This window comes from Pantoea sp. X-Soil-TKNS-1207 (genome assembly GCF_059730485.1).
Genome location: NZ_AP035958.1, coordinates 3,327,448 through 3,343,372, shown reverse-complemented (window position 1 = coordinate 3,343,372; position 15,925 = coordinate 3,327,448). Strand labels below are relative to the sequence as shown.

Annotated in this window: 18 protein-coding genes and 1 other annotated feature; of the genes, 11 read left to right on the top strand and 7 right to left on the bottom strand. The window is 53.0% G+C overall.

What is annotated here, in order from left to right; all coding sequences use genetic code 11:
* Nucleotides 1–23: 23 nt before the first annotated feature.
* Both gshA and luxS read left to right on the top strand, forming a co-directional pair.
* The gene (gene gshA, locus AC6I8V_RS15605) at nucleotides 24–1,628 is read left to right on the top strand and encodes a glutamate--cysteine ligase (protein WP_497843145.1); all 1,605 of its coding nucleotides are present in this window, start codon (nucleotides 24–26) and stop codon (nucleotides 1,626–1,628) included.
* Between the two features lie 149 nt (nucleotides 1,629–1,777).
* Entirely contained in the window at nucleotides 1,778–2,293 is a 516-nt protein-coding gene (gene luxS / locus AC6I8V_RS15600) for an S-ribosylhomocysteine lyase (RefSeq protein WP_497843144.1), read from the top strand.
* Between the two features lie 59 nt (nucleotides 2,294–2,352).
* On the opposite strand, the gene AC6I8V_RS15595 is transcribed toward luxS, so the two are convergent.
* Nucleotides 2,353–3,639: an HlyC/CorC family transporter gene (locus tag AC6I8V_RS15595; RefSeq protein WP_497843143.1), complete on the bottom strand. Its 1,287-nt coding sequence runs from the start codon at nucleotides 3,637–3,639 to the stop codon at nucleotides 2,353–2,355.
* A 13-nt stretch (nucleotides 3,640–3,652) separates the two neighbouring features.
* Nucleotides 3,653–4,453, bottom strand: coding sequence for a cytochrome C assembly family protein (locus AC6I8V_RS15590; RefSeq protein ID WP_497843142.1), 801 nt, complete (start codon nucleotides 4,451–4,453; stop codon nucleotides 3,653–3,655).
* 166 nt (nucleotides 4,454–4,619) lie between these two features.
* On the opposite strand from AC6I8V_RS15590, the gene ffh reads away from it, so the two are divergent.
* The 5 genes from ffh to rplS all read left to right on the top strand — a co-directional run bounded on the left by ffh (nucleotide 4,620) and on the right by rplS (nucleotide 8,131).
* A complete protein-coding gene (gene ffh / locus AC6I8V_RS15585; protein ID WP_497843141.1) occupies nucleotides 4,620–5,981 on the top strand; it encodes a signal recognition particle protein in 1,362 nt (453 codons plus the stop codon).
* 143 nt (nucleotides 5,982–6,124) lie between these two features.
* Complete coding sequence (gene rpsP, locus AC6I8V_RS15580) at nucleotides 6,125–6,373, top strand: 30S ribosomal protein S16 (protein WP_013510204.1); 249 nt, start codon at nucleotides 6,125–6,127, stop codon at nucleotides 6,371–6,373.
* Nucleotides 6,374–6,391: 18 nt separating this feature from the next.
* Complete coding sequence (gene rimM, locus AC6I8V_RS15575; RefSeq protein ID WP_497843140.1) at nucleotides 6,392–6,940, top strand: ribosome maturation factor RimM; 549 nt, start codon at nucleotides 6,392–6,394, stop codon at nucleotides 6,938–6,940.
* A gap of 35 nt (nucleotides 6,941–6,975) precedes the next feature.
* Nucleotides 6,976–7,740, top strand: coding sequence for a tRNA (guanosine(37)-N1)-methyltransferase TrmD (trmD, locus tag AC6I8V_RS15570; RefSeq protein ID WP_497843139.1), 765 nt, complete (start codon nucleotides 6,976–6,978; stop codon nucleotides 7,738–7,740).
* A gap of 43 nt (nucleotides 7,741–7,783) precedes the next feature.
* A complete protein-coding gene (gene rplS / locus AC6I8V_RS15565) occupies nucleotides 7,784–8,131 on the top strand; it encodes a 50S ribosomal protein L19 (protein WP_084876440.1) in 348 nt (115 codons plus the stop codon).
* Between the two features lie 67 nt (nucleotides 8,132–8,198).
* Here the strand turns inward: rplS and AC6I8V_RS15560 are convergent, their stop codons facing one another.
* Nucleotides 8,199–8,720, bottom strand: a complete 522-nt coding sequence (locus AC6I8V_RS15560; RefSeq protein WP_497843138.1) for a GNAT family N-acetyltransferase — start codon at nucleotides 8,718–8,720, stop codon at nucleotides 8,199–8,201.
* A gap of 300 nt (nucleotides 8,721–9,020) precedes the next feature.
* Here AC6I8V_RS15560 and AC6I8V_RS15555 point away from each other — a divergent pair, with 300 nt between their 5' ends.
* A complete protein-coding gene (locus tag AC6I8V_RS15555) occupies nucleotides 9,021–10,100 on the top strand; it encodes a 3-deoxy-7-phosphoheptulonate synthase (RefSeq protein WP_497843137.1) in 1,080 nt (359 codons plus the stop codon).
* 6 nt (nucleotides 10,101–10,106) lie between these two features.
* Nucleotides 10,107–11,228: a bifunctional chorismate mutase/prephenate dehydrogenase gene (gene tyrA, locus AC6I8V_RS15550; protein ID WP_497843136.1), complete on the top strand. Its 1,122-nt coding sequence runs from the start codon at nucleotides 10,107–10,109 to the stop codon at nucleotides 11,226–11,228.
* A gap of 33 nt (nucleotides 11,229–11,261) precedes the next feature.
* Here tyrA and pheA read toward each other — a convergent pair whose 3' ends face one another.
* From pheA to bamD, 4 genes are all read right to left on the bottom strand, one after another.
* Complete coding sequence (pheA, locus tag AC6I8V_RS15545; protein WP_497843135.1) at nucleotides 11,262–12,425, bottom strand: bifunctional chorismate mutase/prephenate dehydratase; 1,164 nt, start codon at nucleotides 12,423–12,425, stop codon at nucleotides 11,262–11,264.
* Nucleotides 12,426–12,447: 22 nt separating this feature from the next.
* Nucleotides 12,448–12,572: a sequence feature (Phe leader region), on the bottom strand.
* A complete protein-coding gene (gene pheL / locus AC6I8V_RS15540) occupies nucleotides 12,524–12,571 on the bottom strand; it encodes a pheA operon leader peptide PheL (protein ID WP_100703679.1) in 48 nt (15 codons plus the stop codon). It overlaps the preceding feature by 48 nt.
* Before the next feature lie 98 nt (nucleotides 12,573–12,670).
* Nucleotides 12,671–12,997 carry a ribosome-associated translation inhibitor RaiA gene (raiA, locus tag AC6I8V_RS15535; RefSeq protein WP_497845852.1) on the bottom strand — a complete coding sequence of 109 codons (327 nt, stop codon included), beginning with the start codon at nucleotides 12,995–12,997 and terminating at the stop codon, nucleotides 12,671–12,673.
* Nucleotides 12,998–13,265: 268 nt separating this feature from the next.
* Nucleotides 13,266–13,997: an outer membrane protein assembly factor BamD gene (gene bamD / locus AC6I8V_RS15530; protein ID WP_497843134.1), complete on the bottom strand. Its 732-nt coding sequence runs from the start codon at nucleotides 13,995–13,997 to the stop codon at nucleotides 13,266–13,268.
* Nucleotides 13,998–14,127: 130 nt separating this feature from the next.
* Here bamD and rluD point away from each other — a divergent pair, with 130 nt between their 5' ends.
* Together rluD and yfiH are read left to right on the top strand one after the other, a co-directional pair.
* Nucleotides 14,128–15,108, top strand: a complete 981-nt coding sequence (gene rluD, locus AC6I8V_RS15525; protein ID WP_497843133.1) for a 23S rRNA pseudouridine(1911/1915/1917) synthase RluD — start codon at nucleotides 14,128–14,130, stop codon at nucleotides 15,106–15,108.
* Complete coding sequence (gene yfiH, locus AC6I8V_RS15520; RefSeq protein WP_497843132.1) at nucleotides 15,105–15,833, top strand: purine nucleoside phosphorylase YfiH; 729 nt, start codon at nucleotides 15,105–15,107, stop codon at nucleotides 15,831–15,833. Before rluD ends, yfiH begins: the two co-directional genes overlap by 4 nt.
* Nucleotides 15,834–15,925 lie beyond the last annotated feature (92 nt).

Here is a 15,925-nt window from a genome sequence, read left to right as displayed (position 1 = left end):
GATTCGAGGCTACGGTTAACATTATGCTGAACAAAAATAAATTATTCGCACAGCGGGAGGTTAATGTGATCCCGGACGTATCAAAAGCGCTTTCCTGGCTGGAAGCGCATCCCGACGCGTTGAAGGGTATCGGCCGTGGCATTGAACGCGAAACATTGCGCGTCAAGCCGGATGGTCACCTGGCAACGACCGGGCATCCTGAGTCTCTGGGTTCAGCGCTGAAGCATGATTGGATTACTACCGATTTCGCCGAAACGCTGCTGGAGTTCATCACGCCTGTTGATCAGAATATCGATCACATGCTCAGTTTCCTGCGCGATATCCATCGTCACGTAGCGCGTGAGCTGGGTCAGGAGCGCATGTGGCCGTTTAGTATGCCGTGCATTATTGACGATGCGGATAATATCGAGCTGGCGCAATACGGCAGCTCCAACATCGGCAAAATGAAAACCCTGTATCGCGAAGGGCTGAAAAATCGCTACGGCGCGCTGATGCAGACCATCTCGGGCATTCATTACAACTTCTCCCTGCCGTTGACGTTCTGGCAGGAGTGGGCGGATGTTAAAGACGCGGAAAGCGGTAAAGAGACCATTTCTGCGGGTTATCTGCGCCTGATTCGCAACTACTATCGCTTTGGCTGGGTGATCCCTTATCTGTTTGGTGCCTCGCCGGCAATCTGTTCGTCGTTCCTGAAGGGACGTGAGAGCGCGCTGCCGTTTGAAAGCAACGAACAGGGAACATTGTGGCTGCCGTATGCCACGTCGCTGCGTCTGAGCGATCTCGGCTATACCAACAAATCGCAAAGCGGGCTGGGAATTACCTTCAACTCGCTGGAAGGTTACGTGGCCGCGCTGAAAGCCGCGATTAAAACGCCGTCTGAAGAGTATGCGGCGATGGGCACCAAAGATGCCGATGGCAACTGGCTGCAACTGAATACCAACGTGCTGCAAATTGAGAACGAGCTGTATGCGCCGATTCGTCCGAAGCGTGTGACGCGTTCGGGAGAAGCGCCTTCTGATGCGTTGCAGCGCGGTGGCATTGAATATATTGAAGTTCGCTCGCTGGACATCAACCCGTTCTCAGCGATTGGCGTAGATGCCAACCAGGTCCGTTTCCTCGACTTGTTCCTGATCTGGTGTACGCTGGCAGATGCGCCTGAGATGAGCGCCGATGAGTTGCTGTGCAGCCGTAAAAACTGGAATCGCGTGGTGCTGGAAGGACGTAAGCCGGGTCAGATGATTGCCGTGGGATGCAGTGAAACGCAGCATACGCTGGTTGAGGTTGGTAAGGCATTGTTTGCCGACCTGCATCGCGTGGCTGAAGTGCTCGACAGCAACCATGGCAGCACGCAATATCAACAGGTTTGCGATCAACTGGTGGCATCGTTTGATGATCCTGAGCTAACCTATTCGGCGCGCATCCTTCATGCTATGAAGGAAAATGGCTTAACCGGAACTGGTGTGGCGCTGGCTGAACAGTATCGTCATCTGCTGTGCGAAGAACCGCTTGAGGTTTTGAGCGAGGATGATTTTACCCGTCAGGCGCAGGAGTCGGTCATGGCGCAAGAGAAGCTGGAACAAGGCGATACGCTGGATTTCGAAAGCTATCTCGCCAGCCGGGAAGGATAAAAAAGAAAAGGCCACATCACTGTGGCCGAATTAACATCTCTGTTGTCAGGGATGATGATAACAAATGCGCGTCTTTCATATATTAAGACGTTGGGCGAACAGAAAAGTTTCATCGTTTTAAAAAAAATTCTCAAACAGGAGGTGACAATATGCCACTGCTGGATAGTTTTACTGTAGATCATACCATCATGGCGGCGCCCGCAGTGCGCGTAGCTAAAACCATGAAAACTCCTCATGGCGATACCATCACCGTGTTTGACCTGCGCTTCTGTCGGCCGAACAAGGAAATCCTGACCGAGCGTGGCATTCACACGCTGGAGCACCTTTTCGCCGGATTTATGCGTAATCACCTTAATGGCTCAGGCGTGGAAATCGTTGATATTTCGCCGATGGGCTGCCGTACCGGTTTTTACATGAGCCTGATTGGCACCCCGGACGAACAACGTGTGGCGCAAGCGTGGAAAGGGGCGATGGAAGACGTTCTGAAAGTTAAAGATCAGAACCAGATCCCGGAACTGAACGAGTATCAATGTGGTAGCTACAAGCTGCACTCGCTGGATGAAGCGCAGCAGATCGCGCGCAACGTGCTGGCGCACGAGATCGGTGTTAACTACAACGACGATCTGAAACTGCCGAAAGAAAAGCTGCAGGAACTGCATATCTAGTTGCTGTGATGCTGAAAGAAAAATGCCGCGATTATCGCGGCATTTTTTTATGCTGTCGTTCAGGATCCGATGGAGGATTTCAGCGGCGTATGCGGGGTTATGCGCACCTGCTTCACCATGTTGTCCTGCACATCGAGGATATCGATATCGTATTTACCGACGCGTACCCGGGTATCGACCTGCGGAATCTCTTCCAGCACTTCCAGCAGCATACCGTTGATGGTGCGGGCTTCCTCTTCCGGCAATGACCAGTTGAAGGCCTTGTTGATTTCGCGCACATTTGCGCCGCCTTCAATCAGCACCGACCCGTCATTCTGCGGCATCACTTCTTCAGCCAGGGTTGGTGACATTGAGGTAGTGAAATCACCAACGATCTCCTCAAGGATGTCTTCGATCGTCACCAGCCCTTTAATATCGCCATACTCATCGACCACCAGCCCCACTTTTTTCTTATTGCGCTGAAATTTCACCAGCTGCACGTTCAGCGGGGTGCCTTCCGGTACGTAGTAGATCTCATCGGCGGCACGCAATAGCGTCTCTTTGTTGAACTCTTTTTTCTCGGTCATCATGCGCCAGGCTTCGCGTACGCGCAGCATCCCGACGCTGTCATCCAGCGAATCACGGAACAGCACAATGCGGCCATGCGGCGAGTGGCTAAGCTGACGAACCACCGATTTCCAGTCGTCATTGATATTGATGCCGACAATTTCGTTACGCGGCACCATGATGTCATCAACGCCGACCTTTTCCAGATCCAGCACAGACAGCAGCATGTCCTGATTACGGCGTGACATCAGGCTGCGTGACTCATACACGATGGTGCGCAGCTCTTCTTTGCTCAGGGCTGAGTTAATGGAGCCATCGGTTTTGATGCCAATCATACGCATCAGAATGCGCGTGATGGTATTCAGAAACCATACCAGCGGCAGCATCACATATTGCAGCGGCGTGAGCAGAAAGCTGCTGGGATAGGCGACTTTTTCCGGGTACAGCGCGGCGATGGTTTTGGGCAGGACTTCGGCAAATACCAGCACCACAAAGGTCAGGATACCGGTGGCGATTGCCACGCCGGCGTCGCCGTATAAACGCATACCGACAATGGTGCCCAGCGCGGATGCCAGGATATTCACCAGGTTATTACCGATGAGCACCAGGCTGATGAGACGATCCGGGCGACGCAGCAATTTTTCGACGCGGCGCGCACTGCGGTGCCCGTTTTTAGCCTGATGACGCAGTTTGTAGCGATTGAGTGTCATCATGCCGGTCTCTGAGCCGGAGAAATAAGCCGAGACCAGTACCATGATGACCAGAGTGACGATCAGCGTGGTGGTTGAAACATGTTCCAACGCAGGAATTCCTTTAGTGAGACGATTGAGTGAGCAGGTGCTGTAACACACGGCTACCGAAGTAGGCCATGGTAAGCAGCAAAGCACCGCTACAGTTGAACCAGACTACGCGACGACCGCGCCAGCCCTCGTGGTAGTGTCCCCAGAGCAGCACGATATAGACGAACCAGGCAATGATGGAGAGCACCGCTTTGTCCACATTCTCGGCGCTGAACAGATTGTGCATATAGAACAGACCGGTGCACAGCACCAGCGTCAGCAGCACGACGCCAACCTGAGTAATGTGAAACATTTTGCGCTCAATGCTGAGCAGTGGCGGCATATCCTGGGTAAACGCCAGTTTTTTATTTTTCAGCTGATAGTCAATCCACGCCAGTTGCAGCGCATACAAGGCGGCAATAATCAGGGTGGCATAAGCGAACAGCGACAGGCCGATGTGAATCATCATGCCCGGTGTGGTTTCCAGATGCGTAATAAAGGCATTGGGAACAAAAGTGGCAAATGCCAGGTTAATCAGCGCAAAGCTGTAAACGATAGGCAGCAGCAGCCAGCCACGATTGCGCGACGCGACGATAGTCATAATCGCGCAAATAAGCAGGCTAACCAGCGAGCCGATGTTCAGCAGGCTGAGATTTTGACCGTTATCGACGGCAAAAATACGCTGTTGCAATGCAACCGCGTGGGCGATCAGCGCCACACAGGCGGAAAGCACGGCAAGACGTCGCCAGCCACCATTGCGTTTCAGCAGGCTGGGAATGATCAATGCAAGGCTGATTGAGTAGGCGAACAGCGCCACGATCGCGAAAACGAACATAGATCCTGTCAGGTGTCGGTCAGATAAGGAAAAAAGCAGTATAGCGTTTGCCGCATCAGGCTCCAAACGATCTGAAGGGCAATTGCAGAGATCGGCCTGGCTTCGTGTTATAATCCGCCGCATTGTGTCGCCCTGGCGGCCTCGCTATGTTTCTAAGTGAGAGAGCATGTTTGATAATTTAACCGATCGTTTGTCGCAAACCCTGCGCAACATCAGCGGCCGCGGAAGGCTGACCGAAGACAACATCAAAGACACGCTGCGCGAAGTGCGCATGGCGCTGCTGGAAGCGGATGTCGCGCTGCCAGTTGTTCGTGAATTTATCAACCGGGTAAAAGAGCGCGCGGTTGGTCACGATGTGAACAAAAGCCTGACCCCAGGTCAGGAATTTATCAAAATCGTTCGTAATGAACTGGTTGAAGCGATGGGTGCAGAAAACAATGCACTCAACCTCGCGGCGCAGCCACCGGCCGTGGTGCTGATGGCGGGCCTGCAAGGTGCTGGTAAAACCACCAGCGTCGCTAAGCTGGGTAAGTTCCTGCGTGAGAAGCACAAGAAAAAAGTGCTGGTGGTTTCTGCGGACGTTTATCGCCCGGCGGCGATTAAACAGCTGGAAACGCTGGCGCAGCAGGTTGGCGTTGATTTCTGTCCGTCTGACCTGAGCCAGAAACCGGTCGATATCGTTAACAACGCGCTGAAAGAAGCCCGTCTGCAATTCTATGACGTGCTGCTGGTGGATACCGCCGGTCGTCTGCACGTTGATGAAGCGATGATGGACGAAATCAAACAGGTTCACGCCGCGATTAATCCGGTAGAAACCCTGTTTGTGGTCGATGCCATGACCGGTCAGGATGCCGCCAACACCGCGAAAGCGTTTAACGAAGCGCTGCCGCTGACCGGTGTGATTCTGACCAAGGTCGACGGTGATGCGCGCGGCGGTGCGGCGCTGTCGATTCGTCATATTACCGGCAAACCTATCAAGTTCATGGGTGTCGGCGAAAAGACCGAAGCGCTGGAACCGTTCTATCCGGACCGTATCGCATCGCGCATCCTTGGTATGGGCGATGTGCTGTCGCTGATCGAAGATATCGAAAGCAAGGTTGACCGCGAGCAGGCGGAAAAGCTGGCGAAGAAGCTGAAAACCGGCGATGGCTTTGATCTCAACGACTTCCTTGAGCAGCTGAAGCAGATGCGCAACATGGGCGGCATGGCGAGCCTGATGGGCAAACTGCCGGGCATGGGCCAGCTGCCGGATAACGTGAAATCGCAGATGGACGATAAATTGCTGGTGCGCATGGAAGCCATCATCAACTCGATGACGCGTAAAGAGCGCGAGAAGCCGGAAATAATTAAAGGATCCCGTAAGCGTCGTATCGCTGTGGGTTCTGGTATGCAGGTGCAGGATGTTAACCGACTGCTGAAGCAGTTCGATGATATGCAGCGCATGATGAAGAAAATGAAGAAGGGCGGCATGGCGAAAATGATGCGTAGTATGAAAGGCATGATGCCGCCTGGATTCCCGGGCCGCTAAGGCGACCCGCAAAAAAGCCGGAAAGGTGAGACACTCAGGTTGCTTTTTGCGCCAAAATGAGTAAAATTTTCGGGCTTTTTATATTGCACCCGGGCCCCGTTCCTCGATGGGGCCCGGTTGTTTTATTAACTAATGAGGATGTTATGGTAACCATTCGTTTGGCACGTCACGGCGCTAAAAAGCGTCCGTTCTATCAGGTCGTCGTTACTGACAGCCGCAATGCTCGTAACGGTCGTTTCATCGAGCGCGTAGGTTTCTTCAACCCGATCGCTGCAGGTCAGGCTGAAGGTCTGCGTCTGGATCTGGACCGTATTGAGCACTGGGTTGGCCAGGGCGCAACGCTTTCTGATCGCGTTAACGCGCTGATCAAAGAAGCAAAAAAAGCAGCTTAATCTGTCACGGTGGTGAGCATGAGCAGAAAACCTGCCGCACAGCCTCCCGTTAACTCAGTGGTACTGGGGAAAATGGGTGCCGCTTACGGCATTCGGGGCTGGCTCAAAGTGTTTTCTTCCACCGAAGAAGCCGAAAGTATCTTCGACTATCAGCCGTGGTTTATTCAGCATGCCGGTCAATGGCAGCTGGTCGAACTGGAAGGCTGGAAGCACCACAATCAGGACCTGATCATCAAAGTCAAAGGCATTGACGATCGGGATGCTGCGGCACAGTTAACCAATTGCGAAATTACGGTTGACTCCGCGCAACTGCCGGCGCTGGAAGAGGGCGATTACTACTGGAAAGACCTGATGGGTTGCAAAGTAGTAAACCTCGAAGGCTACGAAATGGGCAAAGTCATTGATTTGATGGAAACCGGTTCGAACGACGTTCTCGTCGTAAAGGCAAACCTGAAAGATGCATTCGGTGCACAGGAGCGGTTAATACCGTTTCTTGATGAACAGGTTATCAAGAAAGTCGATCTCACTACTGGCACTATTGAAGTAGATTGGGATCCTGGTTTTTGATCTCCGGACAAACCGGTAACGCAACGGCGAACGCGATGTGGATTGGTGTTATTAGCCTGTTTCCAGAGATGTTTCGCGCTATTACCGATTACGGGGTAACTGGCCGGGCAGTAAAAAATGGCCTGCTCAGCATTGAGAGCTGGAGTCCTCGTGACTTCACGCACGACCGGCACCGTACCGTGGACGATCGTCCTTACGGCGGCGGACCGGGAATGCTGATGATGGTGCAACCCTTACGGGACGCCATCCACGCAGCGAAAGCAGCGGCGGGAGAAGGTGCTAAGGTGATTTATCTTTCACCTCAGGGACGCAAACTTGACCAACAGGGCGTTTGCGAACTGGCGACACATCAGAAGTTGATTCTGGTTTGTGGTCGCTACGAAGGGATAGATGAGCGCGTCATCCATACCGAAATTGATGAAGAATGGTCAATCGGGGATTACGTACTCAGTGGCGGTGAGCTGCCAGCCATGACGTTGATTGACTCTGTCGCCCGGTTTATACCTGGCGTTCTGGGGAAACAGGCGTCAGCCGATGAGGATTCTTTCTCGGATGGTTTGCTGGATTGCCCGCACTATACCCGACCTGAAGTGTTAGAAGGGATGGATGTTCCGGCAGTATTACTGTCTGGTAACCATGCCGATATTCGCCGCTGGCGCCTGAAACAGTCGCTAGGCCGTACCTGGCTGAGAAGACCTGAACTTCTGGAAAACCTGGCTCTGACTGAAGAGCAAGCAAGGTTGCTTACTGAGTTCCAGCGTGAACATCAGCAGCAACAAAACGATGAGGCGGAAGAGTAATTCTTCCCTGACTATCAGTTTACCCAGGATAAGAGATTTAATTATGAGCAACATTATCAAGCAAATTGAACAAGAGCAGATGAAACAGGACGTACCTTCCTTCCGTCCGGGTGATACCGTGGAAGTGAAAGTATGGGTCGTTGAAGGTTCTAAAAAACGTCTGCAGGCATTCGAGGGCGTGGTTATCGCTATTCGTAACCGCGGTCTGCACTCTGCATTCACTGTTCGCAAGATTTCTAACGGCGAAGGCGTTGAGCGTGTCTTCCAGACTCACTCTCCGGTAATTGACAGCATCGCTGTTAAACGTCGTGGTGCTGTGCGTCAAGCCAAACTGTACTACCTGCGTGAGCGTACTGGTAAGTCTGCTCGTATCAAAGAGCGTCTTAACTAAGAGCTCGCGTAAGCGACATCTCAAAGTTAATAGCAAACAAGGGGTTGGCATCTGCCAGCCCCTTTTTTTATCCGCGCTTTAAATGGTAGATGGCGGTATTCACCGGGCCGCTTTCCAGAACGATCAATCCGTAGCGATAATCGACAAAGCTAAACCCGCTGCGTTCTGCCACCGCGCGGCTGGCAACATTATCGGCCGCCGCCAGAATCTCCAGTACCTTCACCCCGGGTGATTGAAAGCCCAGTTCAGTCAGTTGTGCCACCGCCCGCGACGCCACGCCCTGACGCTGTGCATCGCTGCGAACCCAATAGCCTAACGCGCTGAACTCGCCCGGCTGTTGGCTAAAGCGAATTCCCGCTCCGCCAAGTAACCGATCGTTTTCATCCACGATGGCGAATTCTTCCGCTTCACCCATGCTGCGCTGGATGTGGGTAAAATTAATCCAGCTGACAGCTTCATCGACGCGATAGTCATCATGCGCCCACGCCATCCAGGGTTGCAGACTGGCAAGGGATTCGTTCACGGCTTGCGTAAAGGCGGCAGCATCCTGCAAATGGTAGGGGCGCAGCTTTATAGAGGAAACAGGCATAATAATGATCCTGAAAAGTCACTTATATCAGAATGTTAGCGACTGAATGGTAAAAAGTCCCGGCAAAGTTTCCCTGGCTGATGTAAATATATATTTACAACCACCCTGGGGTCCAGTTTGTCATATTTTAACTTAATGTTTTGTATTTTAATAAATTATTATTTATTTCCTAACCGTGTTTTTCATGGTGGTAATAAAAGTGTACATCAATGGATTGCATCATTTACGACTTATGATAAAGTGAGCGTCATCCTCAGTGAGGATCCCAATACGCATAAACGAGTAAAAAGGATCGCAATCATGCAAAAAGACGCGCTGAACAATGTGCACATCGCCGATGAACAAATTTTGATTACCCCCGGAGAGCTGAAAGCGAAGTTTCCGCTCAGCGCTGCTCAGGAGGCGCAAATCGCGGCTTCCCGACAGACAATCTCCGACATCATTGCTGGCCGCGATCCGCGCCTGCTGGTGGTGTGCGGTCCCTGTTCAATCCACGATACCGAAGCTGCACTTGAATACGCCCGTCATTTGAAAACCCTTTCTGAACAGTTGAAGGATCAGCTGTACATCGTTATGCGTGTCTATTTTGAGAAACCCCGTACCACCGTTGGCTGGAAAGGGTTGATCAACGATCCCTATATGGATAACTCGTTTGATATGGAAGCCGGGCTGCACATTGCGCGTCAGCTGCTGGTGAACCTGGTGGAAATGGGACTGCCGCTGGCTACTGAGGCGCTCGATCCGAATAGCCCGCAATACCTTGGTGACCTGTTCAGCTGGTCGGCCATTGGCGCGCGAACCACTGAATCGCAGACCCACCGTGAAATGGCGTCAGGCCTCTCCATGCCGGTTGGCTTTAAAAACGGCACCGACGGCAGCCTGGGCACGGCGATCAACGCCATGCGTGCCGCTGCTATGCCGCATCGTTTTGTGGGTATCAATCAGGCCGGACAGGTTTGCCTGCTGCAAACCCAGGGTAACCCGGATGGCCATGTCATTCTGCGTGGCGGTAAAGCGCCAAACTACGGCCCGGAAGATGTCGCGCAGTGTGAAAAAGAGATGCTGAAAGCGGGACTGCGCCCAGCCTTAATGATAGATTGCAGCCATGGCAATTCTAACAAAGACTATCGCCGTCAGCCCGGTGTAGCCGAATCGGCTATTGCCCAGATTAAAGATGGAAACCGTTCCATTATTGGCCTGATGCTGGAAAGCCACATTCATGAAGGCAACCAGTCTTCTGAACAGCCGCGTAGTGAGATGAAATACGGTGTGTCCGTAACGGATGCCTGCATCAACTGGGACACCACCGAAACCTTGCTGCGCGAAATCCATCAGGATCTGCAGGGAGTGCTGTCGGCGCGTCTGTCACACGAGGTGTAATGAGTCATGGTGGCTGAACTGACCGCGCTACGCGATCAAATCGATGAAGTAGATAAAGCTCTGCTCGGGCTGCTGGCTAAGCGGCTTGAGCTGGTAGCTGAAGTGGGTGAAGTAAAAAGCCGTTATGGCTTGCCGATTTATGTGCCTGAGCGCGAAGCGAGTATGCTGGCTTCGCGCCGCCAGGAAGCTGAGGCGCTTGGCGTACCACCCGATTTAATTGAAGACGTACTGCGCCGTCTGATGCGTGAATCCTACACCAGTGAAAACGACAAAGGTTTTAAAACCTTATGCCCGACACTGCGACCGGTGGTGATTGTCGGCGGACGGGGTCAGATGGGACGTCTGTTTGAAAAGATGCTCACCCTGTCAGGTTATCAGGTTCGCATTCTGGACAAAGGTGACTGGGAGCAATCTGCTGAGCTGCTGCAAGATGCCGGTATGGTTATCATCAGCGTGCCGATTCATCTTACGGAACAGATTATCGCGCAGCTGCCAACGCTGCCGGAAGATTGCATTCTGGTCGATCTGGCATCAGTGAAAAACCGTCCGTTGCAGGCAATGCTGGCGGCGCATAGCGGCCCGGTACTTGGTCTGCATCCGATGTTTGGTCCGGACAGCGGCAGCCTGGCAAAACAGGTGGTGGTGTGGTGCGACGGGCGTCAGCCGGAAGCCTACCAATGGTTCCTTGAACAGATTCAGGTCTGGGGCGCGCGTCTGCATCGTATCAGCGCCGTCGAGCACGACCAGAACATGGCGTTTATCCAGGCGTTGCGTCACTTTGCGACCTTTGCCTATGGTCTGCACCTGGCTGAAGAGAACGTCAATCTGGATCAGCTGCTGGCGTTGTCATCACCGATTTACCGGCTGGAACTGGCCATGGTCGGCAGGCTGTTTGCGCAGGATCCGCAGCTGTACGCTGACATCATTATGTCTTCCGAAAGCAACATCGCGCTGATCAAACGTTATTATCAGCGCTTTGGTGAGGCGATTAAGCTGCTGGAACATGGTGACAAGCAGGCATTTATTCAGAGCTTTGAGCGCGTTGAACATTGGTTCGGCGACTACGCAAAACGCTTCCTGGTGGAAAGCCGCAGCATGTTGCGCTCGGCGAATGACAGCCGACAATAAAAGAAAAAGGCATCCGTGAGGATGCCTTTTTGCTTAGATGCGCGGCTCCACCGGCACCACATTTTCACCGGGATAACATCCCAGCACCTTGAGTGAGCGGGTCAGGGCGCGCAACTCTTCCAGCGCTCGTTGCATACTTTCCGATTGCAGATTGCCTTGCACATCAATATAAAACATCTCTTCCCACGGATTGCCGTTAATCGGACGTGATTCCAGCTTGCTCATGATCAGGTTGTGCTGACGCAATACCAGCAGCGCTTCGACCAGCGCACCCGCCTGTTGTCCGGTCGCCATAATCAGGGTGGTTTTTGCCGGTACCTGGTCGGAGACATCGATCGCTTTGCGTGCCAGGACGATAAAACGCGTATGGTTTTGCTGCTGGTTCGCCAGGTCACGCTCCAGCACCTGCAACTGATACAACTCACCACCCGCTTCGCTACCCAGCGCCGCCACTTTGGGGGAATTCATCGCGGCAACTTTTTCCATCGCCGCCGCGGTGCTTTCGGTGTATTCAATTTTCCATTGCGGGAATCGATTGATGAACTGGCTGCACTGCTGGAACGGCTGTGGATGGCTGTAGACGGTTTCAATCTGCTGTAAATCCGTTTTACCGTTGACTAACACGCAATGTTCGATCGGGATAACCAGTTCACCCACAATCGACAGCGTGGTTTGTTGCAGCAGGTCGTAAACGTCATTGATCGAGCCAGATGAGGTGTTCTCAATCGGCATCACCGCATAGTCGGCCTGGCCGCCTTCCACCTGCTGAATGATGTCCTGGAATTTCAGGCAACCTATTTCCACCATTGAATCAAAATGGCGCGTGGCGTATTTGCGGGCAGCAAGGTGGGAATAGGAGCCTTTCGGACCGAGAAACGCAATGCGCGGCGCATGGGCGTGAGGATGGTTAAGGTTCTTTTGCAGCAATGCCTGCTGTGTCAGGACGGAATCTTCAATCACCAGCTGGAACAGGCGTGTGATGTAATGAGCATCAAGCTGGTGTTTTTTCCCCAGCGAAATCAGGTTTTCCAGCAGGGCGCGTTCGCGTTCGACATCGCGGATCGGGCGATGGGTCGCCAGTTTCGCCTGGGCAACTTCAACCGCCAGCGTGCGGCGCTCGGCCAGCAACATCAGCAGCTTCTCATCAACGGCGCTGATCTTATCGCGTAATGCCAGCAGTGGATTCTCGGAATTCATAGGTCTCACCTGTAAGCTGTCCAATAAAAAAGCCTCCCGGTTGGGAGGCTTTGTTGTTCGTCTTCGCATTCATTTTCACATGACGAATCGCCTCCCAATCAGGGGAAGGTAAAAAAGAATGCGAAGAAGAACGGCAGATGTTTCATGGTCGTTTCCGAAATTAAAGTGACCCGAGATTAACCGCACTGATTTAAGGCTGTCAATAAAAAACGCGCCCGCAGGCGCGTTGCTGAGAAAATGGAGGTTTATCCTGCCGGGGTAAAATCCTTCACACTACTGGTCGCGCGACGTGCTTCAGGTTTGTGCTGTGCTTTATTTAGCTGTCGCTCGAGCTTGGCAATCAAATCATTGATTGCAGTGTACATATCATCGTGTTTCGCGCTGGCAACCAGCGTGCCGTTCGGCGTGTTAATCGTGGCATCAGCCACAAATTCTTTCGGCTCTTTCGATAACACAATGTGTGGATTTATCAGATGGGCTTGCCATTTTTCCAGCTTGGCGAGACGGTCTTCGACATGGTTGCGGATAGCCGCAGTGATTTCCATTTGTTTACTGGTAATGTTCAGAATCATCATTCAAACCTCTCTGTCATTTCCGTCTGGGTAGGTCCAGCATACCGCGGAAAGCGGGAAAATGTGTGATCAAGATCACGTAAAAATGTCACTTTTTGTCAATGCCAGCGAATTGTGAGAAAGGCCGGGAAAGTGGCGGAAAAAGCTTGAAGCGGCGGGGCGAACGGGGCAAGATTGACGAGATAACTGAGGTGGAAAATCTTTTTTTAGCCTGATTTTTCGCCAAAAAAAAGCAGCCAGTGAAGGCTGCTTTTTTATTGCGTGGAAATCAGGCGTTATTAGCAGCGATGATTTTTGCCACTTTGTCGGCTTCTGCGGTCAGCTGCAGTTGGCGATAGGCATTTTCCATCAGCGGCAGAGCTTCATGCGTGGCTTCTGCATCCGGATAATCCTTCATCATGCCTTCTACACGGTTAACGACAGCGACATAAGCACCGCGCTTGGTATAGAATTGCGCCACTGAAAGTTCATACTTCGCCAGGCGCTCTTTCAGGAAGACCAGACGTTTCTGCGCATCAGCGGCATACTGGCTGTTCGGATAGCTGCGCAGCAACTGTGAAAAGTCACGAAACGCATCACGGGCATGAGTCGGATCGCGATCGGAACGATCGATACCGAAGAAGCCCTGCAGTGCAGAATCATCCAGCGCCATATCCGTCAGGCCTTTCATGTAAATGACATAGTCGATGTTCGGATGGGTCGGATTCAGACGCATAAAGCGTGCGATAGCGGCTTGCGCCAGCGGCAGATCGGCATTTTTGTAATACGCGTAGATCAAATCCAGCTGTACCTGCTGAGAATAAGGTCCGAACGGATAACGGTTATCCAGCGCTTCCAGTTGCTTAATCGCCGCTTTAAAGTTACCGTCCTGCAGCTTTTGCTGAGCTGTGGCGTAAATCTCAGATGGCGGGCTGTCTGGTACGGTGTCCTTTGAGCCGGAACATCCCACCAGTGCCAGGCTCAGTGTGGCAGCAGCCACCAAATGTTTCATACGCGTCATGACGAAATGATTATCCTCAAAGTGTTATGGCGGAAGCTGTCCGTTTAGCTCCCGGTAATGACCAGGTACGATAGCACATTATATTAAACGGCATCGCCGTGAAAACCCAACGTTAACGAAGAAGCTGTATATGGCACAACAAGTTCAACTCACCGCAACGGTGTCCGAAGCACAGCTTGGACAACGCTTAGATCAGACTTTGGCAGAATTGTTCCCTGATTATTCACGTTCTCGCATAAAAGAATGGATCCTTGAGCGTCGCGTCAGCGTCAATGGCACCGTCATCGACAAACCGAAAGAGAAGGTTCTGGGCGGCGAGCAGGTGTCGATCAGCGCTGAAATCGAAGAAGAACAACGCTGGGAAGCGCAAAACATCCCCCTGAATATCGTTTACGAAGACGATGATATTCTTGTCATTAACAAACCGCGTGACTTTGTGGTGCATCCGGGAGCAGGCAATCCGGATGGTACCGTGCTTAACGCGCTGCTTTATCACTATCCGGCGATTGCCGATGTGCCGCGCGCGGGGATTGTCCATCGTCTGGACAAAGACACCACCGGTCTGATGGTGGTCGCGAAAACCGTTCCGGCGCAAACACATCTGGTGGAGACGCTGCAAATGCGTGAAATCACCCGTGAGTATGAAGCGGTCGCGATTGGGACCATGACGGCGGGCGGTACGGTTGACGAGCCGATGGCGCGTCACTCCACCAAACGTACGCACATGGCGGTGCACCCGATGGGTAAACCGGCGGTGACGCACTATCGCATCATGGAACATTTCCGTGCGCACACCCGTCTGCGTCTGCGTCTCGAAACCGGGCGTACGCATCAGATCCGTGTTCACATGTCCCACATTAACCATCCGCTGGTGGGCGATCCGCTTTACGGTGGCCGTCCGCGTCCGCCGAAAGGGGCATCTGACGAATTCATTGCCACCCTGCGTGGTTTTGATCGCCAGGCGCTACATGCCACCATGCTGCGTCTCTATCATCCGATCACCGGGATTGAAATGGAGTGGCACGCGCCGCTGCCGCAGGACATGGTCGATCTGATTGACGCGCTGAAAGCTGATACGCATCTGTTCCGCGATCAGCTGGATTGGCTATGAGTGATCTGATCATCCCGAACTGGCCAGCACCGGCTCGCGTTCGGGCATGTTCAACCACGCGTCACGGGGGCGTCAGTCTGGCGCCCTGGAACTCACTCAATCTGGGCAGCCATGTTGGCGACAGTGCAGAACATGTGAGCCGCAATCGTCAGCAGTTGGTCGAACAGGCGCAACTGCCGGCGATGCCGCAATGGCTCAATCAGATTCACGGTCAGGAGGTGGTGCGCCTGCCCGGCAGCCAAACACTTCCTGATGCGGATGCTGCGATCACCAGCGAGGCTGGCGTGGTTTGCGCCGTGATGACGGCAGATTGTTTGCCGGTGCTGTTCTGCGCCAATGATGGCAGCGAAGTGGCGGCGGCCCATGCTGGCTGGCGCGGCTTGTGCAACGGCGTGCTGGAGCAGACGCTGGCAAAGTTTCACTGTCCGCCGCAGCAGATCCACGCCTGGCTGGGACCGGCCATTGGCCCGCAAGCCTTTGAAGTCGGCGCAGAAGTGCGTTCGGCGTTTATGGCGCATGATCCCCGTGCTGATGACGCATTTCGCCCCGCCGCGGATAAATATTTTGCCGATATCTGGCTGCTGGCACGTCAGCGTTTGCAGGCGGCAGGCGTCCAATCCATCAGCGGTGAGCTGCGTTGCACCTGGCATGAAAGCGACGATTTTTTCTCCTTCCGACGCGAACGAATCACCGGGCGTATGGCAACTTTGATTTGGCTGAGATAACCTTACGCCACAAGACGATCCAGTTAGCGTATTTTTTGCTCACGACTCAGGTCATTAACCTTGAAAATTTGAGGGATGACCTCATTTAATCT